The 22,646-nt window shown below is 48.3% G+C and carries 20 protein-coding genes; 8 read left to right on the top strand and 12 right to left on the bottom strand.

Features of this window, described 5'->3' with window-relative positions; genetic code table 11:
• Positions 1-51: 51 nt before the first annotated feature.
• From E2980_RS18245 to E2980_RS18275, 7 genes are all read right to left on the bottom strand, one after another.
• Entirely contained in the window at positions 52-1,068 is a 1,017-nt protein-coding gene (locus E2980_RS18245) for an SDR family oxidoreductase (protein ID WP_135153657.1), read from the bottom strand.
• A 175-nt stretch (positions 1,069-1,243) separates the two neighbouring features.
• Positions 1,244-2,629, bottom strand: a complete 1,386-nt coding sequence (locus tag E2980_RS18250) for a sugar phosphate nucleotidyltransferase (RefSeq protein ID WP_135153658.1) — start codon at positions 2,627-2,629, stop codon at positions 1,244-1,246.
• Between the two features lie 38 nt (positions 2,630-2,667).
• Complete coding sequence (locus tag E2980_RS18255) at positions 2,668-3,453, bottom strand: glycosyltransferase (protein WP_240703083.1); 786 nt, start codon at positions 3,451-3,453, stop codon at positions 2,668-2,670.
• Positions 3,454-3,782: 329 nt separating this feature from the next.
• Positions 3,783-4,607: a DUF6492 family protein gene (locus E2980_RS18260; protein WP_135153660.1), complete on the bottom strand. Its 825-nt coding sequence runs from the start codon at positions 4,605-4,607 to the stop codon at positions 3,783-3,785.
• 84 nt (positions 4,608-4,691) lie between these two features.
• Positions 4,692-5,507 carry an ABC transporter ATP-binding protein gene (locus E2980_RS18265; protein ID WP_135153661.1) on the bottom strand — a complete coding sequence of 272 codons (816 nt, stop codon included), beginning with the start codon at positions 5,505-5,507 and terminating at the stop codon, positions 4,692-4,694.
• Between the two features lie 14 nt (positions 5,508-5,521).
• Positions 5,522-6,589 (bottom strand): FecCD family ABC transporter permease, encoded by a 1,068-nt coding sequence (locus tag E2980_RS18270; protein WP_135153662.1) that lies wholly within the window; start codon positions 6,587-6,589, stop codon positions 5,522-5,524.
• A complete protein-coding gene (locus tag E2980_RS18275; protein ID WP_135153663.1) occupies positions 6,582-7,595 on the bottom strand; it encodes a FecCD family ABC transporter permease in 1,014 nt (337 codons plus the stop codon). Before E2980_RS18275 ends, E2980_RS18270 begins: the two co-directional genes overlap by 8 nt.
• A 199-nt stretch (positions 7,596-7,794) precedes the next feature.
• Between E2980_RS18275 and E2980_RS18280 the strand changes: the two genes are divergently transcribed.
• Positions 7,795-8,793, top strand: coding sequence for an ABC transporter substrate-binding protein (locus E2980_RS18280; protein WP_135153664.1), 999 nt, complete (start codon positions 7,795-7,797; stop codon positions 8,791-8,793).
• 652 nt (positions 8,794-9,445) lie between these two features.
• Here the strand turns inward: E2980_RS18280 and E2980_RS18285 are convergent.
• Complete coding sequence (locus E2980_RS18285) at positions 9,446-10,216, bottom strand: GNAT family N-acetyltransferase (RefSeq protein ID WP_135153691.1); 771 nt, start codon at positions 10,214-10,216, stop codon at positions 9,446-9,448.
• A 174-nt stretch (positions 10,217-10,390) separates the two neighbouring features.
• On the opposite strand from E2980_RS18285, the gene E2980_RS18290 reads away from it, so the two are divergent.
• A complete protein-coding gene (locus tag E2980_RS18290) occupies positions 10,391-10,873 on the top strand; it encodes a hypothetical protein (protein WP_420808661.1) in 483 nt (160 codons plus the stop codon).
• 96 nt (positions 10,874-10,969) lie between these two features.
• Here E2980_RS18290 and gntK read toward each other — a convergent pair whose 3' ends face one another.
• From gntK to E2980_RS18305, 3 genes are all read right to left on the bottom strand, one after another.
• Entirely contained in the window at positions 10,970-12,523 is a 1,554-nt protein-coding gene (gene gntK / locus E2980_RS18295) for a gluconokinase (protein ID WP_135153666.1), read from the bottom strand.
• A gap of 46 nt (positions 12,524-12,569) precedes the next feature.
• Positions 12,570-13,241, bottom strand: coding sequence for a GntR family transcriptional regulator (locus E2980_RS18300; RefSeq protein WP_135153692.1), 672 nt, complete (start codon positions 13,239-13,241; stop codon positions 12,570-12,572).
• Positions 13,242-13,780: 539 nt separating this feature from the next.
• Complete coding sequence (locus tag E2980_RS18305; RefSeq protein WP_135153667.1) at positions 13,781-14,122, bottom strand: zinc ribbon domain-containing protein YjdM; 342 nt, start codon at positions 14,120-14,122, stop codon at positions 13,781-13,783.
• A gap of 354 nt (positions 14,123-14,476) precedes the next feature.
• On the opposite strand from E2980_RS18305, the gene E2980_RS18310 reads away from it, so the two are divergent.
• The 5 genes from E2980_RS18310 to E2980_RS18330 all read left to right on the top strand — a co-directional run bounded on the left by E2980_RS18310 (position 14,477) and on the right by E2980_RS18330 (position 20,570).
• Positions 14,477-16,279 carry a sensor histidine kinase gene (locus E2980_RS18310; protein WP_135153668.1) on the top strand — a complete coding sequence of 601 codons (1,803 nt, stop codon included), beginning with the start codon at positions 14,477-14,479 and terminating at the stop codon, positions 16,277-16,279.
• The gene (locus E2980_RS18315) at positions 16,276-17,346 is read left to right on the top strand and encodes a response regulator transcription factor (RefSeq protein WP_135153669.1); all 1,071 of its coding nucleotides are present in this window, start codon (positions 16,276-16,278) and stop codon (positions 17,344-17,346) included. Before E2980_RS18310 ends, E2980_RS18315 begins: the two co-directional genes overlap by 4 nt.
• Before the next feature lie 108 nt (positions 17,347-17,454).
• Positions 17,455-18,771, top strand: coding sequence for an ABC transporter substrate-binding protein (locus E2980_RS18320; RefSeq protein WP_135153670.1), 1,317 nt, complete (start codon positions 17,455-17,457; stop codon positions 18,769-18,771).
• A 93-nt stretch (positions 18,772-18,864) separates the two neighbouring features.
• Complete coding sequence (locus E2980_RS18325; protein ID WP_135153671.1) at positions 18,865-19,749, top strand: carbohydrate ABC transporter permease; 885 nt, start codon at positions 18,865-18,867, stop codon at positions 19,747-19,749.
• Positions 19,746-20,570: a carbohydrate ABC transporter permease gene (locus E2980_RS18330; protein ID WP_135153672.1), complete on the top strand. Its 825-nt coding sequence runs from the start codon at positions 19,746-19,748 to the stop codon at positions 20,568-20,570. The genes E2980_RS18325 and E2980_RS18330 overlap by 4 nt, the downstream gene beginning before the upstream one ends.
• Before the next feature lie 114 nt (positions 20,571-20,684).
• On the opposite strand, the gene E2980_RS18335 is transcribed toward E2980_RS18330, so the two are convergent.
• Positions 20,685-21,095: a DoxX family protein gene (locus E2980_RS18335; protein WP_240703084.1), complete on the bottom strand. Its 411-nt coding sequence runs from the start codon at positions 21,093-21,095 to the stop codon at positions 20,685-20,687.
• 596 nt (positions 21,096-21,691) lie between these two features.
• Here E2980_RS18335 and E2980_RS18340 point away from each other — a divergent pair.
• On the top strand, positions 21,692-22,609 hold the full coding sequence (locus E2980_RS18340) for an aldo/keto reductase (protein WP_135153674.1): 918 nt from the start codon (positions 21,692-21,694) through the stop codon (positions 22,607-22,609).
• Positions 22,610-22,646 lie beyond the last annotated feature (37 nt).

Consider the following 22,646-nt stretch of genomic DNA (forward strand, 5'->3'; position numbering starts at 1 on the left):
AAAAAAGAAGCTGCTCAAAAGTTTATACTTTTGGGACAGCCCCTATATTACTTAGCCTTTAATTGCCGATACGGCAGCATCCAATGCACCGATAACCTTATCGCACCAGACATCGAATTCCTTATCCTCTTTTTGATGTTCGGGATGGGCCAAAATATATTCAATCGTTTGCCTAATCCCTTGGTCGAGCCGCGTCGTTGCAACGAATTCGGGAACGAGTCTCTTCAGCTTCGAATTATCGAAAACGACGGAATTCGCCTTGTCCCCTAGTAGTCCGCCCCTATAATCCTCTTTGCTGCATGCAGCTAGGAATTCCGACGAAACATGGACGGCATTTAGTTTTACTCCAAGAGAATCGGCAATAACCTCGTAGATTTGATTCCAAGTAACCGTCTCATCCGAAGTGATATGAACGGACTCTCCAATCGCATGAATATTTCCCATTAAACCTATGAAGCCTTTTGCAAAATCGCTATTGTACGTCATGGTCCAGAGAGAAGTTCCGTCCCCATGAATGATCACGGGTTTGTTCTCCAGCATGCGCTTAGCCACCTGCCAAGTCCCCTTGCTTCCATGCACGCCAAGCGGAATGGTACGCTCATCATAGGTGTGGCTTGGTCTTACGATCGTAATCGGAAAGCCGTTCTCGCGATACTGCTTGATTAGATAGTCTTCGCAGGCAATTTTGTTTCTGGAATACTCCCAATACGGATTGGATAACGGAGTTCCCTCCGTAATTCTATAATCGGATAATGGCGTTTGATAGGCCGAGGCGGAGCTAATGAACATAAACTGCTTCGTTTTACCATTGAATAGACGATAATCTCTTTCCAATTGGGCTGGCACGAATGCGATAAAATCGGCGACGACGTCGAACTCCAAGTTCGCGATCAGCTTAGCTACTTGATCTTCATCGTTTATATCCGCTTGAATGAGGTTTACGCCGGTAGGCAGGTTATCGTTTCTGGTACCCCTATTCAGCAGGTAAAGCTCGCATCCTTGTTCCAGTAACTGCTTGGTAATCGCAGAGCTGATCGTTCCCGTTCCTCCGATAAATAGCGCTTTCATCATTCAACCTCCATGAGTTCGTTTTTTCTTAAAGATAGCACTCGCTCATAGAGAAAACAAATCCAGTATCCGCTCCAAGGTTTCTACTCCCTGCTTCTCAGCCTCTCTTGCACGCTGCAGGGCATTTTTGGAATTTAAGAAAAGAAGCTGGGGGCATATGATGCCTCCAGCTTCTTTATAGATCTTTATTATTGCAATATCGCATCATTTCATCCCATGTCGTAGCTATACGAATGATATCCTCATCAACCAGTTCGGTCCCAATTTGGATTTCAATAAATTCAAGAGGCGTAATCGCCTTAATGGCGTGCTTGGCGCCGGCAGGAATTTGTAGAACGTCTCCGGTTTGAATCCGATAATTCACCGCATCCAGCATGAATTCTCCGGTACCGGATAGGATGGTCCAGGTTTCGCTCCTCTTCCGATGCAGATGATAGCTTGTATTTTTCCCGGGCAACATTTCTACTTTCTTCGTTAAGGTTTCCGTTTCCATTTCCGTCTTCGAACGGTCTAATATTCGATAGGTTCCCCATCTTTTTTCCGTATACATGGGCTTTTGAGGGGAGTTGAGCATCTTTTTAATTTGATTGGATTTGGCTTTATTCGCAACAAGAATGCCATCGGCGCTTGCGGCTACGATAATATTCGAAACGCCGATAACGTGAACCGGATGCGCAAGCTCATTGACCAGATGCGTTTCAATGGAATCGCTTGATACCTCGCCTAGACCGATGACGCTGTTTCCGAAATAATCCGGAAGCACGCCCCAGTCGCCTAGATCCTGCCAAGCTTTGTCGTAAGGAATGACGACCGACTGACGTGTTTTCTCCACGACCTCTACATCGAAACTAGCTTCGGGAAGATGCTCATAGCGGTCAAGCAGCTCGTCATATCCTATGGGCAGACCTTTGCTATTTAAACTAGAAAGCATGAACGACAAGGAGAAAGCAAACACGCCGCAGTTCCACAACGCGTTTTGGTTGATCAGGCGAATTGCGTTCTCTTCATTAGGCTTCTCGACGAATTGAGAAATAGAGTAATAATCATTCGGTACGGAATCCGTCCCACCGGCTTGTTGCGGCACAATATAGCCATATTGGCAGGAGGGACGCTTGGGAGTCGTGCCGAGAAGGGCCAGATCCGATTTCGATCGAGAAAGGACCCCGGGAAATTGGCGAAGCAAATCGAAAAATTCCGACTCGACGAATATATCGGCCGGAATAACGCATACCGTTTCATCCAGAGTCGCCGGCAGCTTGGAATGCAAATAACTTGCTGCTAATGCAACTGCCGTAAAGGTTCCCCTTTTATGAGGTTCGGCAATAATAGGAATTTTGTCGCCTACATGATTTTGTATAATTTCCACTTGGCTCTCATGCGCAACGATAGAGGCGGATGAAAGCAATCCCGCTTCATCCAATTGTCTGCATACCCTCTGAATCATGGATTCCTTGCCGCCATCTTCCGACGGTAGGAGCTTTAGAAATATTTTGGATCGAATCTCGTTAGATAACGGCCAAAGTCTTTTTCCGGAACCGCCGCTCAATAGAACAATCCGCAAGTACATTCCTCCCCCTCGAAAAATTGGAGCGGCGATCTTTACCTTTTATTCCGGATTACCTTTTCTACCGCTTTTTTCAATGAAATACCCGCACGGTTCCAAGACAGGTTCAACGCATCAAGCCTGCCTCGCCGTCCTTTCTTTTTGCATAGAAGAGGATTTTTGTACGCTTTTCTCATCAGTCTTTTTAAGCTGCCGATATCGGGTTCCGCCCACCGTTGTCCTTTTCCCGCAAACAAATAGCGAAATTGAGTAGATATCGACGATTTACGATTCATGCCGATAACGGGAGATTGTAATCTATAGTTAATTAAGAAAGAATTTTTACTTGTTAAGAAGTCCATGTGTCCGCCCCAACCCGTCGCTATTACGGGAATACCGCTGGCTAACGCTTCTAAAAACGGCAAGCCGACTCCTTCGCCTCTTGTAGGAAGAACGAACGCATGACCGCGCGTATAAATCCCTCTCAGCTTCTCGGAATTTAGACGTCGGGCGATAACCATAACCGGTGCCGTTTTCTTGCGAATTCCAAGCCTTTTTTTGTAGGTTAGCATTCGGTTGCGGATCCATCTTTCGTTCTGGTAAGGAGCGTATCCGTTCGTCTTGATGATCAAAAGCACTTTGTCTTTGGAAGAAAACTCTTCCCAATATGCCTTTAATAAAGCTTCGGGATTTTTGCGGTGCTGAAAGCCGAAGACCGAAACGAAGATAAATCGTCCATTTGCGTTTTTTAGCGGCAGCTTCCGATTCCTTGGATTAAAAGTTCGGCTATTCACTCCATGCGGAACAATGAATATCGGAACCTTCACTCCGCTGTTCCGCATGGCCTGCTTGTTCTGGCGCGAGGGGACGCACACGCCATCGACCCGATTAATTGGAGTCCGCCATCGATTAGGGATCCGGGTCGTCTCCCAGACGGTATTTATGATAATCGCGTTAAAATGCTTTCTTTCCTTCTTTACGTTAAGGGTATCGGGCGGGTAATGATAAATTAAGACCCTGGGTCTTTTGGAATTTCGTAGTGACCGCTTTCTCGCAGTTCCGACTGCGGTGCTTACCCCTTGCCGTCTTAACGCTCGAACATATTCTCTGCTCACGGACCCCAGACCGGAGGCTCGCTTGACAGGTCCTTTCCATACGACTTGATAACGAGTCACCGTTTCATCACATCGGTTTTTCTTGCATAGCCTTTACGCTTGTGAAACGAGATCGATCGATACTTTTGCGACAGCGTCTTGATTCGTTTTGGCGTGATTTGCGCAAAGTTCATATTTAAGCTCTTATTCAACGCTTTCTTGAGGACTAGCCCGTCGGGGTTTCTAGAGTAGAGGAAGTTGCCGTAGGTTTCAAATTCGGAGAAAGCAAACTGCTTCGATTTGTCTATCTTTCTTAATATCGCCGAATACCAGTTCGAATGGTTTTTCGATGCAATAGCCTTTTTCAGCTGCCTCAGCTTCGATTTTTCAAACAGCATATAGTGGGTAACAAAGGACGAGGGCGCGGCAGCCCTTTTTCCCATCAGCTTGCGATAAGTTTTAAAATATTCGGGTTGGCTCCACTTTCTGCAATAAAACATCGTCTTATGACCTGATCTGAAAATATGCGGGCGAATTAATACGGTGTCTGCGTCAATTACCAAAAAATAATCCGATTTACATAAAGAGTCGCCGCTCATTTTCAATAATTGCTGGAAAAGCCACCCTGATCGTTCCCATTTCTTAGAGCGGTAGTGAATGTTTTTCTTAGTGATGGGAAGAACCGTGTTTTCATCGACGAATTTGCATCCTTTTCGTCTGCACAGTTCTATCATTTTATTCCGTTTCGGCGCAACGATCAGAATTCTGCCAATGGGATGTTTTACGTGTTTTTTGACGGCGTCAATCACATGGGGTAGCGTCTTTAAATCCTTCTCGATTGCAGGGATCAAGACATCTATTTTAGTGTTGCTGCTTAATCGAGCCTTGATGGGGACTGACATATCTTCATCTCCATTTAGCAAGTAATGAGATCATGATATGCCAGTATGGAGGAAAAGGAACAGGCAGTACTCTATATGTCCGACTCAGTAATTTACGATTCGTTTTCTAATCGGCTTGCGGCCTTTGCCGTAAGGAATGCAGAGCGGAGTTCCGAATATAGGATCCGCCGTCACTTGGCATTCCATATCGAATACCTCACGGATGAAATGATCGTTTACGATCATTTCGGGCTCGCCTTGCGCGTAGATATCGCCGTCTTTGACGGCTACGATATGATGCGCATAACGACAGGCGAGATTGATGTCATGAAGCACCATTACGATGGTTCTGTTTTCTTGCTCGTTAAGGTCGAATAACAGATCGAGAATTTCGATCTGATGCGTCATATCCAAGTAGGTCGTCGGTTCGTCCAATAGAATCGTTGCCGTGTTCTGAGCGAGCGTCATCGCAATCCAAGCCCGCTGTCGTTGTCCGCCGGAGAGCGAGTCTACCGAACGGTTTGACAGTTCGTCCATACGGGTAACTTCAAGCGCCTTCTTGACCATTTTCTCATCCTCAAGAGACCATTGCTGAAGGAAGCTTTGGTAGGGATATCGGCCTTGCTTCACTAGCTGCTGTACGGACAGTCCTTCCGGAGCGATCGGACCTTGCGGCAATATGGCGAGACGTCTGGCCACTTCTTTGCTCGATAGCTTGGCAATATCGCTGCCATCAAGCACGATGGAGCCCTCTTGAGGCTTTAATAAGCGGGCGAGCGAACGCAGCAACGTTGATTTGCCGCAGCCGTTGCTGCCGATAAATACCGTTATTTTACCTTCGGGAATAAGCAAATCGAGATTCGAAAAAACCGGCTTTTTTCCGTAGGATAAAGTAAGGTTGTTCGCTTGAATAACGGACACGAGATTCACTCCCTTTATGAGCTGCGATGGCGGTATAGCAAGTAGATAAAGAACGGCGCGCCGATTGCGGCGGTAAATACGCCGGCTGGAATATCGAGCGGGATAAACGCAACTCTAGCGACAAGATCGGATAACAACAATACGAGCGAGCCAATCAGCGCCGATACCGGAATGACTCCGCCGTATGCGGGTCCGACAAGCTTGCGGGCCATATGAGGAGCCATCAGGCCGATAAAATTGATCGCACCGCCAATAGCGACTGCCGCGCCCGCAAGCGCAACGCTGACGAGGAGCAGAATCGTTCTTTTGACGTGAACGGAGCTGCCGACGCTGGTAGCGACCTCGTCCCCTAACTCTTGAACATTCAAATGCCTGGCGTATAGAAGAGAAACGGGCAATAACACGGCAATCCATGGCAGCAGAGTGAGAACGTCCCGTTCCCAGGATACGCCATATATGCTTCCCGTCATGAAAGTAAATGCTTTAACGGCTACGGCTGTCGGCGTGAAAGATGCCGTCAGGATGAGCATGTAGGAAACCGCCGTTAACGCGGTAGCCATTCCGATCCCGATTAGCACGAGCCTGAGCGGAGTAATGCCGCGGCGATAGGCGAATAGATAGATCAGGAAGGCGGCAGCGAAAGCCCCGCCGATTGAACTTATAGGCATAAAGCGAATACTTAAATGGGAGAAATACAGGATGAAAATAATCGTGCCCAGAGAAGCTCCTCCCGAGATCCCTATCACATCCGGCGAGGTAAGCGGGTTGCGCACGATGCCTTGCAGCAGAGCTCCTGAGACGGCAAGCGCCGAGCCCACCATAACCGCGATGATCACACGTGGCATTCTTAGGGAGAAAATAATCATGGAATGCGAGGACTCGCCGATACTCGCACCACCCAACCCCATCGCTTCGAGAAGAGAACGGATGACAGCGATAGGACTTATTATTGTACTTCCTAGACCAACACATACGATTATGGCGACCAAATTAGCAGCTATCAATAGCAAGATCATGGTAAGGGTTCTGCGATCGATTTGGAAGGAATGATTACGGCCTCTAAGCGTCAACCAGTTACTCATCCTGCGTGCCCCCTCTTCTAGCGATATAAACGAAGAAAGGTACGCCTATAATAGCGGTCATGACGCCGACAGGCACTTCCTTGGGAAAAGAAATATACCGCGATCCGATGTCGGCGGCGAGTAGTAAAATACCGCCAAGCACAGCGCAGTATGGAATGACCCAACGATAGTCGATACCTACCAAGTAACGCGTAAGATGCGGAATAATGATCCCAACGAAAGCGATCGGACCCGCAATGGATACGGAACCGCCTGCAAGCAAGACGATGATGATTGCGGCTGCTAGTTTAACGTATATCGTTTTCTGTCCTAGCCCCGTTGCGACATCTTCTCCAAGCGAGAGCAAATTCATATGTCTGGCGAGCACCCATGCGCCTATTAGCGCAATTCCCATATAGGGAGCGGCCGTCGTGAAAATACCCATGTCGCGCCCGGCCACCGAACCGACAAACCAATACAAGACTTGATCGAACGTTTGCCCGCCCGTCAGCAGGACTCCAAGCGAGAGCGACGAGAAAAAAGCCGTCATTGCGGCACCGGCGAGCGTAACTTTAAGCGGAGTCAGTCCATCGCTTCCCATTGAGCCAAGTACGTATACAAGCAAGGCCGTGAAGGCCGCGCCGATGAAACCAAGCGCAGCGAAAGTTGCTAGACTGCCTGCTCCGAAGAAAGCGGAGCCGACGACGATGAAGAAAGCGGCCCCCGCATTAATACCGAAAAGGCTCGGCGAAGCGAGCGGGTTGCGCGTAATGCCTTGCATCAAGGAACCTGCAACGGCTAGACTAGCCCCGGCGATTCCGGCAATAAGAGCGCGCGGCACCCTCGCGGTTCTAATGATGAGATGCTCTTGCGAGCCATTAAAAGCAGTGTATGATTTCACGATCGTATACCAGCTTATATCGGTCACGCCGAAAGCGATGCTGCATAGGATTCCGGCAACGAAGACGATCAGACCGAGCAGCAATCCTGCGATCTTCTGCGAGCGCGTCGTAAGTAAAGTGTTCATCCTATCCTCTTTCCGATTTTCCTATGGCGATTATAAAATAGGAGCGATTATTAGGCACAAAGTAATTCTAGGCGATGTTGCGGAGAGTGTCAATGAATATGAGAATCATTATCACATCCATTGACTTCGATCGTTTTCCCTGTTATAGTTTCACTTGTCGACAATGAGAATCATTATCATAAAAAAGGGAGTTAATGTAATGTTATCCGTTATAAAAAAGAAATATGCTTGGACAGCTTCAGCACTTCTACTTACGTTGGCAGTCATTTTGTCAGGATGCGGACAATCCGGTTCCAATAACAATAACGCCGCTAGCCCCGCTGAATCGAGCGCATCGAACTCTGAAGAGGCACGCACTATAACTCATGCTATGGGAGAAACTCCTATTACAGGAACGCCGATACGCGTAGTCGTGCTAACGAATGAAGGAACGGAAGCGTTGCTGGCGCTCGGCGTGAAGCCGGTCGGAGCCGTTAAATCGTGGACAGGCAATCCGTGGTATGAGCACATCTCTGCGGATATGGAAGGTGTTACGGTAGTTGGCGACGAAAGCCAGCCGAACTTAGAACTTATTGCCAGCCTTAAACCCGATCTTATTCTTGGGAATAAATTGCGTCAGGAGAAAGTATACGATCAGTTGAAAGCCATTGCGCCGACAGTCTTCTCCGAAACGCTTCGCGGAGAATGGCAATCGAACTTCCTTCTCTATGCAGATGCTTTAGGCAAGAAAACGGAAGGCGAGAAAGTGATTGCCGACTACGATGGCCGCACTGCGGATTTCAAAGGAAAAGCTGGCGACAAGCTCAACCAGAAAGTATCCGTCGTTCGTTTCATGGCAGGAAAAATTCGTATTTACTTAGAGGATACTTTTACGGGAATCGCATTCTCCAAGCTCGGCATTACTCGTCCGGATAATCAGAAGAAATATACGGATACATTCGTTGAAGAGATTACGAAGGAACGCATTCCGGAAGTAGATGCGGATTTGCTATTCTACTTCACATACGACACCGGTGACGGCAAAGGAAACGAGATGGAACAAGAAATGCTGAAGGATCCGCTCTGGCAAAGCCTTGCCGTCGTAAAAAATAACAAGGCGATCCGAGTGAATGACGCGATCTGGAATACGGCTGGCGGCGTAATTGCGGCAAACCTCATGCTTGATGAGCTTTATAAGATCTATGATATCCAACAATAAATAGTTACTTGAAACAGCCGGAGGCTACTCCGGCTTTTTTTGTCTCAAATGTGTAAATTTTTGAGCAGCTTCTTTACTTTATCTTGGAATCAAACTAAATAGGTGCACGGAGTCACATCTGCGGGCCGTAGTTAGCTTTAGTCTAACTAATTGGTTGCCCGGAGTAGGCGCGGAGGGCCGTAGTTAGCTTTAGTCTAACTAAATAGGTGTACGGAGTCACATCGGCGGGCCGTAGTTAGCTTTAGTCTAACTAATTGGTTGCCCGGAGTAGGCGCGGAGGGCCGTAGTTAGCTTTAGTCTAACTAATTGGTTGCCCGGAGCGGCGCGGAGGGTCGTAGTTAGCTTTAGTCTAACTAATTGGTTGCACGGAGTAGGCGCGGAGGGCCGTAGTTAGCTTTTGTCTAACTAATTGGTTGCCCGGAGCGGCGCGGAGGGTCGTAGTTAGCTTTAGTCTAACTAATAGCGTACAGGGAGCGGGTTTGAGGCGGCGGGTTTGAGGCGTAGTAGTTTGCTTAGGTCGAACTAATTGCGTTCTGGGAGTGGGTTTATGCAACAAAGGAGACTGTCTCAACCTCTTACTTCTTGCGCTCGGTAAAGAACTGAATAGCCTTACCGCTAATCGTATTTCGAAAGACATCGCAGAAGATTATTCTTAAGTTATCTTCACATTCAATAGCCTTGTCCTCGTCACCATGCCCGCGCTTTCCAAAGTCCTCTTGGAGGCGTGATTATAATACCAACATCCGCTTACAGGACTGATCCCGTGTTGCTTGCACCATTTTCTTAATTGTAAAATGATGATTCTTCCAATCCCTTGTTTTCTGTAGGCCTCATTCGTAAACATGCCAATGCTCGCCAGTCCATCGACCATTTTGGATTTTTCAACAATTCCGATTCCAAGCAATATATCCCCTCTGAAGTAGGTGAAAATCTCCCCGTTCGAAATCCGACGTTCATATTGATCTAGGAAATCACCGCAAGTTTCTTCTATCTGTTGAAGATCTTCTAATATAGCAGGACGAAACACTTCATCTTCTAAAATAGAGCAATCATAGCCTCCCTGGCTCTCTTGGAAAAAGTACGCTTGTTTTTCGATCGTAAAGTCCTTGTCTAACGCCAAACTAACAAACAGTTCATCGCAGGTAGGAACGAAAAGAGACTTCACATCATGTCGTTCAAGGACTTGACTAAATAGGGACTGCGAATACATCAGATACGGGCGACGAATATAGAATTGAGTGAGAAGCTGCCCGTCGTGAATGGCATAATAGCCGATGATTTCTCCCGTTTCAGCAAGAATTTTGAAAAAAGCAGATGCTAGAATGTGCTCCTCCAAAAAAGAATCAATAGGCGAAGACAGCTCTTGAATATATTCCTTAATCAAATCACGAATATCATCGATAGCGCACTCTTTCATTATCATCACTAATCTCCGTCTCCCTTTCATGATTAAACTACACATCTTTCTTGACTAAGCGGCAGTCACCCCTTACCGATTCTTCATGCGGACATATACTTAAGAAAACCCGATGGGGAGGTTACGCGTGGTATGAAATCAGACAGGCTCACGATTATTATACAAAAAGGGAAAAAGCGCATGATCGCAAGAACGCCTATCGCTGGAATTGACAAGCTGGTATTCGTCGTAAACCATCAATTTACCAACGCCCCCAATACGACGCAAATCGCCAGCGGTGCAGGCCGCAGCAGCGCCGCTGGCAACAACGCCGCTATTGAATCCCCGAATACGCAACAGCAGCAAAGCGTCGGAGCAGGAGGAACAGCCAAGAACAAATGGTTTAAAGGCCCCAACGGCGGACTTTATCGCGGGAAAACTCAGCCTGGAAAACATCGTCATGGCAAAGAAATTATCATTGTTCTCAATGATCAGATCGTTAAGTTTCCCAGAAAGGCCGCTAACGCCTCGGCTACCCAGGTGGCAAGCGGCGGCGGTAGATACAGTACGAGCGGGACTAACTCCGCAATCGAAAGCGCAGGAACCAAACAGCAGCACGCTGTCGGCGGAGGCGGAACTGCCGTGAATAAATGGATTAACAAGCGCAGGAAGAAAAAGAGGTAGCGATTTGAGAAAGGCCATCCTATGCGGGATGGCCTTTTAGCTTAGCCGCTGAGAACATATGGATCATTCCTTCGAGAAATATATGCATAGCCCCCTCTAATCGACTAAGATGTGCTGCTGCTGAAACTTCGTTATCGCCTCATATTCGGCTTCAAGCTTACGCGGAATTTGGATAAAAATCGGCAGCAATTGATGATAGATTTCCGCATTTTCCTTAATGGGTTTGTGTACGTGAGTAGCGCCAACCATGTTGGAGACGATTCCTAGCGAATCCGTTTTTCCGATTGCATATAATCCAAGCACCACGGCACCGAGGCAAGAGCTTTCAACGCTTTCGGGAACGACCACTTCCTGGTCGAAAATATCCGACATCATTTGGCGCCATGCCGGAGAGCGGGCAAATCCTCCGGTTGCTTTGATTTTCTGGGGACGGCCGATCCGCTCTTCCATGGCTAACAGAACCGTATACAGGTTAAATATTACCCCTTCCAGAACGGAGCGTATCATGTGTTCCTTCCGATGGTGCATGTTTAATCCGAAAAAGGAACCTCGCGCGCTTGAATTCCAAAGCGGCGCGCGTTCTCCGGTCAAATAGGGATGAAATAGTAACCCCTCCGAACCCGGTCTGACTTTATCGATCATCTGCGTTAATAAATCATAGGGATCCATTCCTAGACGCTTAGCCGTCTCCACTTCCGACGCGGCGAATTCGTCACGTGCCCAGCGAAACAACATGCCTCCATTATTGACCGCTCCCCCGATAACCCAGTGTTTGTCCGTCAAGGCATAACAAAAAATTCTCCCCTTCGGGTCTGTCACCGGTTTATCGATAACCGTCCTTATGGCGCCGCTTGTACCGATCGTCGCCGCGACTACTCCCGGTTCGATTGCATCAACGCCAAGATTCGAGAGAACGCCGTCGCTTGCTCCTACGATAAACGGCGTCGATACGGCAAGTCCGATTTCTTCGGCGAAGACGGAATTCATCCCGCTCAATGCGTACGTGGTGGGCACAAGAGCAGATAGTTGGTTTCTTGATACCCCGGCAATCTCCAGAGCCTCTTCATCCCAATCCAACTTTGCCAAATCCATCATTCCGGTCGCCGACGCAATGGAATAATCCACAACATATTCGTTGAATAGTTTCGCCATAACATACTCTTTTATCGAAATAAACTTGCTTGCCTTTTGAAACAAATCCGCGTTATCGTGGCGAAGCCACATTAACTTCGTTAGCGGAGACATAGGATGAATCGGCGTTCCCGTACGCAAATAGATCTCATGCCCGTTCATTTCACGCTTTAACCGTTCCGCCCACGCAGCGCTCCGGTTGTCCCCCCAAGTTATGCATCTCGAAAGAGGTTTGCCATCGGCATCTATGACAATGACGCTGTGCATGGCCGAACTGAACGAGACGAACATCACTTGTTCAGACTTAACTCCGCTTTGAGTCATTACTTGTTTCAGCGTTTGAACAACTGCTCGAAAGATTTCGTCAGAGTCCTGTTCCGCTACTGACGAAGTAGGTGTGTATAACGGGTATCCCTGATCTGCTTTCGCCACGATCTTGCCATTTTCTTCGAACATAACTGCCTTAGTGCTTGTTGTTCCGATATCAACGCCAATCATATACATAGGTTGATTTTCCATGTAAGTTGATTCCCCTTAACTATATTGCTGATGAATCCTCTTATACTTAAGATATGCTGTTACGAAGGGTTATATTGGAATCCGCAAAATACTCCTGAACCACTTGTTGTATGAGCTTGACGTTCTTAGACTCCAAGCCATTAACAATTCTACGATGCTTTTCAATAACCGCGTTTAGCTTAGTCTCGCCTTCGAGGAATATTTCATCTGTCGTTATGAGCATCACTGTCAACACGATGTGTCTGATGCTATTCCATAAATGCAATATTCGTTTATGTTTAGCAGCGATAATTATCGCTTCATGAAAGCAAGAGTCTAGATAGGAAAACTCTACGCTGTCTTTGTACTTTACGGTTAACTCCATTTTGTCGATCATTTGTTTTAGATTCGCAATTACATGCTCATGATTACCGCTGGCCATGCGCTGCTGGGCAAAGCTTTCAATCAAATACCGGACATCGTACAACTCCTGGATGTCTTGCAAGGATAACCCTAACACTACCGCTCCCATCCGCTCCAAACGAATGAGCCCTTCGTTCGATAACGTTTTCATCGCTTCCCTCACCGGAGATCTGCTTGTGCCAAAATCGGTAGCAATCCGATTTTCAGAGAGGACTTCCCCGGGCTTGATCGTTCCGTTTATAATCCGCAGCCTTAATTCGCATGCAATCGATTCCCCTAAGGAGATACCCTGCAGCCACGCCGTAGGAAAACGCATCATGAGTCAACTCTCCTTATAAGCCTACAAGTATACTTGTATACAAGTTACATTTCTCATCATACTTCTTCCTAAGGAATCTGTAAATATGAAAAGGCTTTCCAGCTTTTGAACGGCTTCTAATTCCCTTGGGATTAGGCGGAACTTGATGCAGGAATAGTTATTGCTACTATTAAGAATTCGTCCGTATTTGCGTAGTTCAATTTAAATTGGCGGTAGGGAGTAGTTGGGTTTAGTCTAACTAATTGGTGCTCGGAGTCGGCGCGGAGGGTCGTAGTTAGCTTTAGTCTAACTAAATAGGTGCACGGAGTCGCATCGGAGGGCCGTAGTTAGCTTTAGTCTAACTAAACGTGTGCCTAGACCCGTGTGGCGGTGTCTCGAAGTTAGCTTTAGTCAAACTAATTGCGTACTGGATGCTTTGTTTAAGGCGATGTAGTTTGCGTAGGTTAACGAATTGCGTGCGTGGAGAGGATTTATGAGTGAAGAAGGCTGTCTCAAAAGTTATCCACTTTTGAGACAGCTCCTCTTTTTTTTGTATTCTATATCTTTTTAACAAATTCCGATTTTAATTTCATGGCTCCAAAACCGTCAATTTTGCAATCAATATCATGATCTCCATCAACCAACCGTATATTTTTAACCTTCGTACCTATTTTTACAACCGATGATGTTCCTTTTACCTTTAGATCTTTGATTACGGTTACGGAATCGCCATCGTTCAAGACATTGCCATTTGCATCTCTGATAATCCTGTTCTCTTCGCCACTATCGGTTCCTAATTCTAAAGTCCACTCATAACCGCACTCCGGGCAAACCAAAAGACTCCCATCTTCGTATGTGTATTCGGAATTACATTGCGGGCAATTTGGTAAATCAGCCATACTTTCATTTTCCTCCATTCGTTATTGCTAATTCTAGTTGGGAGTTCCTTGTATTCTTATATACTGTCATAGTCTTCACATATTGACAAATCGGTTTTCCGATGCACGCAATTCATCCGGGATCCGGCTTTCGATATCCGCCTCTCGAAAACGAATAGGGCACCCTGCTGGGTGCCCTTGCTGTTTCTTCACTACTGCTGCCCTGGTCTATACCGGCTGGAAGCTGTATTATTCGATTTCTCTTTCCGGGCACCCTTCGTGGGTGCCCTTTCATTTGAAAGCGTTGACAATTGACAGTTGATAGCTTCAAACTAGCAGAGAGGAATCAGATTAAACCAAAGAGGGGCTGAATGAATGGCGTTAAGAGTATTAAGCAGACTATCGCGGCTTATTCTTCAGCCGTTTCAGAAGAGCCTGAGATATAAGCTAATGCTGGTAATGGTGGTCATCGCGGTGCTGCCCCTCTCCCTTGTCACGCTGTTCGCCGCCAATAAATCGAAGGATTCGTTGAGTTCGGAAGTGATCCGCTCGAATGAAGCGAGAATGGAGTGGGCGGCCGAATATTTCGACGAGAAATTCGACCAGTTAAACGGCGTCACGTACTCTCTGCTGCTGGACAAAAGCCTTTTCCCCAACGCGAGCGGAGCCGTTAACGAGCGGGAGCTTGACTCTTCGGCGCTTTATGCGTACACGGTGGACAAGCTGAGGGTGCTGTACTACGCGAATAACCGCAACATTTCGCAAATTTCCCTGTATCTCAAGACTTTGAACCGCTTGTTCATCGTCGACAAGGACGCCAGCCGCTATACGGATCAATTGCGGACTCCCTCAGCGGATTGGGGCGAGCTTGCGAAATCGCGCCAAACCGTGAGTCTGTTGCGAAACAATCAAAACAACACGTTTACGATCGTACGAAGCATGAACCGATTTGAAAACCGGGAAATGCTAGGCGGAGTAGCGATCGACGTACGGTGGACGATGATGAAAAGCGTGCTCGACATGCTTCACTCGGAGCCGGACAGCGAATTGTTTATAGTGGATGCCGCCGGCAACAGAATGTACGATCCATATGCGAAGGAATCGTCGATCGACGCGGAGACGCTAAAGCAGGTCGTCGCCAATCCGTCGGAGCCCGGTAACTTGTCGTTAAAGAAGGGATTCCTGTTCTATCAGCCGACCGTATCCGGTCAGCTGTGGATCATTAAATTCATTCCAATCCAATATGTAACAAAAGGTGCTTCCTCGACGCTGAATTTCAGCTTGTTTACGGCAGTCGCATTTACGATCGTGGCGATCGCGCTTTCCATCGCGACCGCTTATTTCACGACGAAGCCCATCATCAGGCTGACCAAGTCGATGAAGGCGGTGGAGATTCAAAATTTCGACGTCGGGCTTCTGGAGCTAAGACGGGATGAAATCGGCACGCTTGAGAGACGGTTTAATTCGATGCTCGGTAAAATCCGGGAGCTGATCCAAATCGAATACAAAGCTAAGATCGAGAAGCGCACGGCGCAGGTCAAAGCCATGCAGGCGCAGATCAATCCCCATTTTCTCCATAACGCCCTGCAATCTATCGGGGGATTCGCCCTCTCGCGCAACGTGCCAGAAATCAACGAACATGTGCGGGCGATCAGCGACTTGTTCCGCTACGCCATCCGTATGAAGTCGGATCTGGTGACGCTCGCCGACGAGTTGGAGCATGTCGACAACTATTTGCGCATTCAGAAGCTGCGGTTCCAGAATATGATCAACGTACATCTGGATGTGGACGAAGACTGCCTGGCCTGCCGCCTTCCGAAGTTCTCCCTGCAGCCGCTCGTCGAAAATTGTTTCATTCACGGGCTGGAAGGGAAAATGGAGCAATGGGTTATTACGATCCGGGCCGAGAGGGTGCTTGACGAGGTAGAGATCAGCATCGCGGATAATGGCGTCGGCATCGATGAAGAGCGGCTGGAGGAGATCCGCAGGGGGCTTGCCCAGGAGACGGAAGACCCGGAGCGCGGAGACAGCATGGGCATGAGCAACGTGAATACCAGAATCAAGCTGCTGTTCGGGGAAGAATACGGGCTGTTCGTCTCCAGCATTGGAGGAGAAGGTACAATAGTCAAGATTCTGATTCCCGCAATGGAACGTTCGAAAGAGGAGGGGCTGGAATGAAGGCGGTTATCATCGACGATGAGTTTTGGACGCGAGACAGCATCCGGCGGCTGGTCGATTGGGAGAAATTCGGCATCGACCAGGTGGAAGAAGCGGAGGAAGGGCTCGGCGGGCTCAAACTGATTGACGAAATTCATCCGGATATCGTCATAACCGACATGAAGATGCGTGGAATGGACGGCGTTGAGCTCCTTCGGAAACTGACCGACGATTACCCGTTTATCCGGAAAATCGTTATCAGCGGCTTCGATGATTTCGTCTATACAAAGCAGGCGATTTTGTCCAAAGTTGACGAGTACTTGCTCAAGCCGATTCATCCGGACGAAATCAATGCGGCGGTCGAGAAGGCGGTTCGCGGACTGCGGGCTGCGCGCGGCCTTCATGCCTTGCAGCCGATGGACGCGGCGTTCATGAAGGTGATATCCGAATTTAAGGGCGAGCTGTCCAGACATTTTCTGGAGCTGCGGACAGAGGACGTGCGCAGCCACTTTCAGGCGCTGGAACGCGCGTTGGAGAATGAGGCTGCGCTTGTTCCGGGAATCAACAATCTATTATATAAACAATTCATGCTATTGCTCGGAGAGCAGGCCGCCAAAGCCGACATCGAGCTTTCTTCCGTGCTCCCTGAGCATGCGGCCGCATTCTTCGTTACGGACGATACGCCGTTCGGGCAAATTATCGGAGTGCTGGCGGATTCTTACGCCGCCGTATTGGAGGAAGCGGTTCACCGGATCCGAAGCAAGCAGCGGATCGATATCTCGGACATCAGACAATTCATAGATAACGCGTACGCTCAGCCGATTACTCTGGAATCGATCGCACACCGATTCTTCGTCAGCAAGGAGCATCTGTCTCGGATGTTCAAGCAGGAGACAGGCTTCACGGTTATGGACTACATTGCATCCAAGCGGATTGCCGAAGCCCGGCAGTTGCTGCAGAGCGGGCTGCCGATCAAGAATGCGGCCGAGGCGGTCGGCTATGCGGATCCCGCCTATTTCCACCGCATCTTCAAGAAGCTCACCGGAATGACTCCCTCACAGGTCAGGCTGGAGGCTGAGCAGGAATAGTAAACATATCAATATCGTCCATACAACCGGCAAATCCCGTCCAATGCGCGTAAGCGCATTCAAGAGTATACTTCACATGAAAGCGTTACCACCAACTAGGGAGGTTTTATGGTCATGAAAAAATCTTTACTTGCCCTGGCAGCGCTCGTGTTGCTAGGTACAACCGCGGCCTGCGGAAGCAACAATGGCGGCAACTCAGCCAGCCCAACCGGCGGCGCCACAGAGACAAATGAGTCCAGCGCCGCTCCGCAGAAAGTGGAACTAAAAATTTTCCTAGGCGGGTTAGATCGTTTCCGCGAGCAGTTCGACAGTTATTTCGAGAGATTCGCGGAGAAAGAAAAAGCGGAGAAAAACATCACGGTTACGTTCAACTCGGAATATCCCGGAGCAGACACCTCGTCGCAAATTTTGAAAACCCGCCTGGCTACCGGAGACGTTCCGGATGTGTTCAGCCTTCATGCCGGCAATGACATCCCTCCGTTCTCCAAAGCCGGCTATTTGACGGATCTATCCGATCAGCCGTTCGCCGGCAAGCTTATCGAAGGCATCAAGCCGCTCGTATCCGTAGACGGCAAAATCGTCGCCGTACCGATGGAAAGCTTGGGATGGGGTTATCTGTACAACAAGAAAATATTCAACGATCTGGGCATTACGCCTCCGGCTACGCTGTCGGAAATGAAAACCGTCGTACAGAAGCTGAAGGACAACAAAATTACGCCGTTCCTGCTCAGCTACAAAGAATCGTGGATTCCGCAGTTGTTCCTGCCGCTGACGGTCGGCGGACTGGTGAACAGCACGCATAAAGATTTTGTTGATAAAATGAACAGCGATCAAGGCAGCTTTGCTGATATTAAGGAAATGTTCGACATTATCGACCTGGTCAATGCCAACGGAACGGACCGCCCATTCGAAAGCAGTAACGACGACGGCTCTGCAGCTTTCGCAACAGGAGCCGCAGCCATGTGGGTGCAAGGACCGTGGAACGCGGACAGCATTCTGAAAGTGGACCCCAATTTCGAATTCGGAGTTGCTCCGCTGCCGATTTCGGACGATCCGTCATCGACGCTGATCAACACTGCGGTTTCCACCGCACTGACGATGTCCCCAGAGAGCAAAAACAAAGAAGTGGCACTGGATTTGCTCAACTTTATTCTGGATGATCAGGCCTCAAACGAGCTTTACCAAAGCCTGAAGTTCAACCCGGTTTCGACCAGCCACACCTTTAAGCCTTATCCTTGGGTAGAAGAAGCCTACGTATACGTGGGCAAAAACCAGTCTTACCGGGATCCGGCCATTCCTTCCGCGGTGAAGGACGAATCCGGCAAGGCGCTTCAATCTTACTATGACAAAAAAATGACCATGGAAGAAGTCATTAAGGATTTGGACAAAACCTGGAAAGATGCCAATGCCGCAGCCAAAAAATAAATACGAATCATAGAACTGCGCCGTGCCCAGATACTGTTGCCGCTTACCTCGGGGCAATGAGAGCTGGGTACGGCTTTCCTAAGGAGGAATACCATGCGGAGCCGACGCGCGAGAACCTCACTTTCGCTGATTTTATTCGTTTTGCCTGCTTTTGCTCTCTATTTGGCGTTTCTGGCCATTCCGATGATTCAAGGCTCGTACTTCAGCTTTACGGACTGGAACGGCTTAAATAAAACGTATGGCTTTGTCGGGATCAGCAACTTTATCGAAGCGATTCGCGATGATACCCATTTCCGGACTTCCATTTTGTTCACAGCCAAGTACGTTGTTGTTGCCGTTGTGCTCCAGAATGCGGTGGCTCTGTTGCTGGCGCTGCTGATCGAATCCAGGACACGGGCGAAAGGCTTTTTCCGGACGATCTTTTTTATGCCGAACATGCTCAGCGTTATTATCAGCACCTTTATGTGGGTATTCGTATTCTCTAAAGTCATTCCGGCTTTGTCCAGTTACGGAGCACTGAAGTTTCTGAATCTATCCTGGCTCGGAGATCCGACCGTATCGTTCTGGACGATCGTTATCGTGTCCTTATGGGGCGGCGTGGGAACGCTTATGCTCATCTATATGGCGGCGATTCAAGGCATACCCCAGCATCTGAAGGAAGCGGCGATTATAGACGGCGCTCAGCCTTTCCATATGCTGCGATACATTACGCTGCCGTTGATCGTGCACGCTCTGACCATTTGCATCTTTCTGACCTTGAACGGCTCATTCAAAATATACGATCTCGTATACGCTCTGACTGGGGGAGGTCCCGGCAGAGGGACGCAAGTCATCACTATGAATATTTTAGAGGAAGCTTACCAAGGCAACCTGCGTTTCGGTTATGCCAGCGCGAAAGCGATTATCCTCTTTCTGATCATATTCGTGATTACCATGATTCAAATCTCAGTTATGAAAAATCGCGAGGTGGAAGCATGAGCAGACGCCTGTATTCGGTATTGGCATGGTTAGTGCTTGGGGTGCTGGCGGTTTACTTCTTGTTCCCGATCTATATGGCCTTGATCAACTCCTTCAAGTCGCAAGGGGAAATTTACAAATCGGTGCTGAAGCTGCCCTCTTCGCTGAACTTTGACAACTACACCGAAGCCTTCACAAAGGCCAACTTGCTGAAAAGCGGCTTGAATACGGTGATCGTCACGGTTACCGGGATTGTCCTTATCGTCTTTTGCAGCTCTCTGGCCGGGTACAAGCTGTCCCGCACGCGAGGGCGGCTGAGCGGCGCGATCTTTATGCTGTTCGTCTCGTCGATGCTCGTTCCATTCCAGACCATAATGGTTACCTTGACCAAGATGGCTCGCGACTTAGGGCTTCAAGGCTCGCCGCTGGGGCTCGGTATCGTCTGCGCCGGCCTGGGCGTCAATATGGCGGTTTTCCTGTACCATGGCTTCGTGAAGGGGATTCCGCGGGAGCTCGACGAGTCCGCGAGCATCGACGGCGCCGGGGAATGGCGGGCGTACTTCACCGTCATCTTTCCGCTTCTGCTGCCAATTACATTCACCATTATCGTGCTGAACCTGCTGTGGCTCTGGAACGACTTCCTGCTTCCGGTGCTGCTGCTTAACGATTATCGCGCCTATACGCTCGTGCTGTCGATTAATATGTTTTTCGGCAAGTACAGCCGGGATTGGACTCTCATTCTAGCTTCGCTCGTAATGTCCTCGGTTCCGATCATCGTCATCTTCGCCATTTTCCAGCGGTGGATTATCCAGGGTATCACGGAGGGCGCGGTCAAAGGCTGATGTTAGTTACAGCTTCGCCTTCAAAAAATATGTAAGCCGGAATTGAAGAAGATCGCTAACCACCTAGCCATGATGGCTGAGTAAGTGAGCGATCTTTATTATAATTTGCTCGATCTAAGCTGTTTTTTGACCCTTTTTGAATAAAGAATCAATGGAAAGCAAGTTGCTTCCATTTAATAAAAGATAAATAGCAATTCCCATCATGGAAAGATCAAGCTCATATCCAGCCATTTGACCGTTTCCGAAGAATCCGACGGCTAATTTCACTTTGAAAGTGGCAACTAGAAGGATTATGGCCAATAGCGCGGACACTATACGTGTTCCGAATCCCAGAATCAGCGCGATTCCACCTATCAGTTCGATCGAAGCCACTACATAGGCCATAAAGCCCGGAATACCGATACTCTCGAACCAACCTGCAATATTGCCAATGCCTGCCTGATACTTATCAACTCCATGAGCAAAAAAGGTTATTCCTAACAATACTCTTAATATCAATGCGCCACTATGAAAATAATTTTTCACTTTTTTGCCCCCTTTCCTCACTAAGATGTTCGTATAATACTGCATATAACTTACTAATGTCAAGTTACTTAATTAAATTAATGTAATATGGAAATATTAGTTTTTGTTCGATTACTGCGTCCTTTTGAGCAGCATAAAGGAAAGATTTACGCGAAAACTGGAGGGATAACTTGAGTTCATCGTCGAAGGAGTTATAAAAGGGAGGCATGATCTATGTACTGCGTCATGTGGACGTACCAAGTACCCGCCGAGTTGACTAAACCTGCAATAGAACGGCTATTTTCACAGGTAGCCGATCGCTATCTGGGCACTGGACATCTAAGGAGGCCGCTGACGAGTTTTACTCGCCTGAATGGATAGCGGGTGTTACTCAACGCTGGGGTGCCGCGCCGTTCAAAAACGAATGGGAAGTTCCAATCGTTGCGGAGAGTGCGGAAGGAAAGCTGGTAAGCGACTGAAAGGGCGCCTCATAGTTACTATTTATTTACTAGCTATATAACATTTCAGCTCTTACGCAAGCCTATTTATTCGGCTATACTTTTTTCAGAACATCTTTACAATAAGCCTAAAGTTTATTCAATAAGGAGGACATAATCATGAAAACTATTAAACTTGGAAACAGCACTCTAGACGTGCCGGTCGTTGCGGTCGGCTGCATGCGAATCAACTCGCTGGGCAAAGCCGAAGCCGCTCGCTTTGTAAATACGGCTCTGGAAGAAGGCGCGAATTTCTTCGAACATGCGGATATTTACGGCGGCGGTGCCTGCGAGGAAATATTCGCGGATGCCATCCAAATGAACGACGATACTCGCGAGAAAATCATCCTTCAGTCTAAGTGCGGCATTCGGAAGGGAATGTTCGATTTTTCTAAAGAACATATTCTGGCGTCGGTGGACGGTATCTTGAAACGGCTCAGAACCGATTATCTGGACGCTTTGCTGCTGCACCGTCCAGATGCATTGGTAGAACCGGAAGAGGTGGCGGAGGCTTTCGATATTCTGGAACACTCGGGAAAGGTGCGGCATTTCGGCGTTTCCAATCAGAACCCGATGCAGATTCAACTGCTGAAGAAGTACGTGAAGCAGCCAATCGTTGCTAACCAGTTGCAATTAAGCATCACCAACGCCACCATGATTACCAATGGGTTCAACGTAAATATGGAAAATGACTCCGCCGTAAACCGCGACGGCAGCGTGCTTGATTATTGCAGGCTGAACGACATCACGATTCAACCTTGGTCTCCTTTCCAATACGGATTCTTCGAAGGCGTATTCCTCGGAAGCGACAAATTCCCGGAATTGAATAAGGCGATCGATACGATCGCGGACAAATATGGCGTTAGCAACACGACGATTGCCGTCGCTTGGCTGTTGCGCCATCCCGCTCGCATGCAGCCGGTTATCGGTACGATGAATATTGAACGGTTAAAGGATTGCTGCAAGGCAAGCGATATTCAACTGACGCGCGAAGAGTGGTACGGGATCTTGCGCGCCGCAGGCAATGTACTTCCTTAATCGCGTATAGGCAGAATGACAATAAAACAGCAACAAA

It is taken from the genome of Cohnella luojiensis (genome assembly GCF_004564235.1).
Classification (GTDB): Bacteria; Bacillota; Bacilli; order Paenibacillales; family Paenibacillaceae; genus Cohnella; species Cohnella luojiensis.

Bases quoted from the DNA above. Each gene is read 5' to 3' on its own strand.
- E2980_RS18275 (WP_135153663.1), bottom strand. From the start codon at position 7,595: ATGAACACTTTACTTACGACGCGCTCGCAGAAGATCGCAGGATTGCTG.
- E2980_RS18340 (WP_135153674.1), top strand. From the start codon at position 21,692: ATGAAAACTATTAAACTTGGAAACAGCACTCTAGACGTGCCGGTCGTT.
- E2980_RS18325 (WP_135153671.1), top strand. From the start codon at position 18,865: ATGCGGAGCCGACGCGCGAGAACCTCACTTTCGCTGATTTTATTCGTT.
- E2980_RS18285 (WP_135153691.1), bottom strand. From the start codon at position 10,216: ATGATAATGAAAGAGTGCGCTATCGATGATATTCGTGATTTGATTAAG.
- E2980_RS18305 (WP_135153667.1), bottom strand. From the start codon at position 14,122: ATGGCTGATTTACCAAATTGCCCGCAATGTAATTCCGAATACACATAC.
- E2980_RS18300 (WP_135153692.1), bottom strand. From the start codon at position 13,241: ATGCGTTTTCCTACGGCGTGGCTGCAGGGTATCTCCTTAGGGGAATCG.
- E2980_RS18320 (WP_135153670.1), top strand. From the start codon at position 17,455: ATGGTCATGAAAAAATCTTTACTTGCCCTGGCAGCGCTCGTGTTGCTA.
- E2980_RS18270 (WP_135153662.1), bottom strand. From the start codon at position 6,589: ATGAGTAACTGGTTGACGCTTAGAGGCCGTAATCATTCCTTCCAAATC.
- E2980_RS18330 (WP_135153672.1), top strand. From the start codon at position 19,746: ATGAGCAGACGCCTGTATTCGGTATTGGCATGGTTAGTGCTTGGGGTG.
- gntK (WP_135153666.1), bottom strand. From the start codon at position 12,523: ATGGAAAATCAACCTATGTATATGATTGGCGTTGATATCGGAACAACA.
- E2980_RS18290 (WP_420808661.1), top strand. From the start codon at position 10,391: ATGATCGCAAGAACGCCTATCGCTGGAATTGACAAGCTGGTATTCGTC.
- E2980_RS18245 (WP_135153657.1), bottom strand. From the start codon at position 1,068: ATGAAAGCGCTATTTATCGGAGGAACGGGAACGATCAGCTCTGCGATT.
- E2980_RS18255 (WP_240703083.1), bottom strand. From the start codon at position 3,453: ATGCGGAACAGCGGAGTGAAGGTTCCGATATTCATTGTTCCGCATGGA.
- E2980_RS18310 (WP_135153668.1), top strand. From the start codon at position 14,477: ATGGCGTTAAGAGTATTAAGCAGACTATCGCGGCTTATTCTTCAGCCG.
- E2980_RS18260 (WP_135153660.1), bottom strand. From the start codon at position 4,607: ATGTCAGTCCCCATCAAGGCTCGATTAAGCAGCAACACTAAAATAGAT.
- E2980_RS18315 (WP_135153669.1), top strand. From the start codon at position 16,276: ATGAAGGCGGTTATCATCGACGATGAGTTTTGGACGCGAGACAGCATC.
- E2980_RS18280 (WP_135153664.1), top strand. From the start codon at position 7,795: ATGTTATCCGTTATAAAAAAGAAATATGCTTGGACAGCTTCAGCACTT.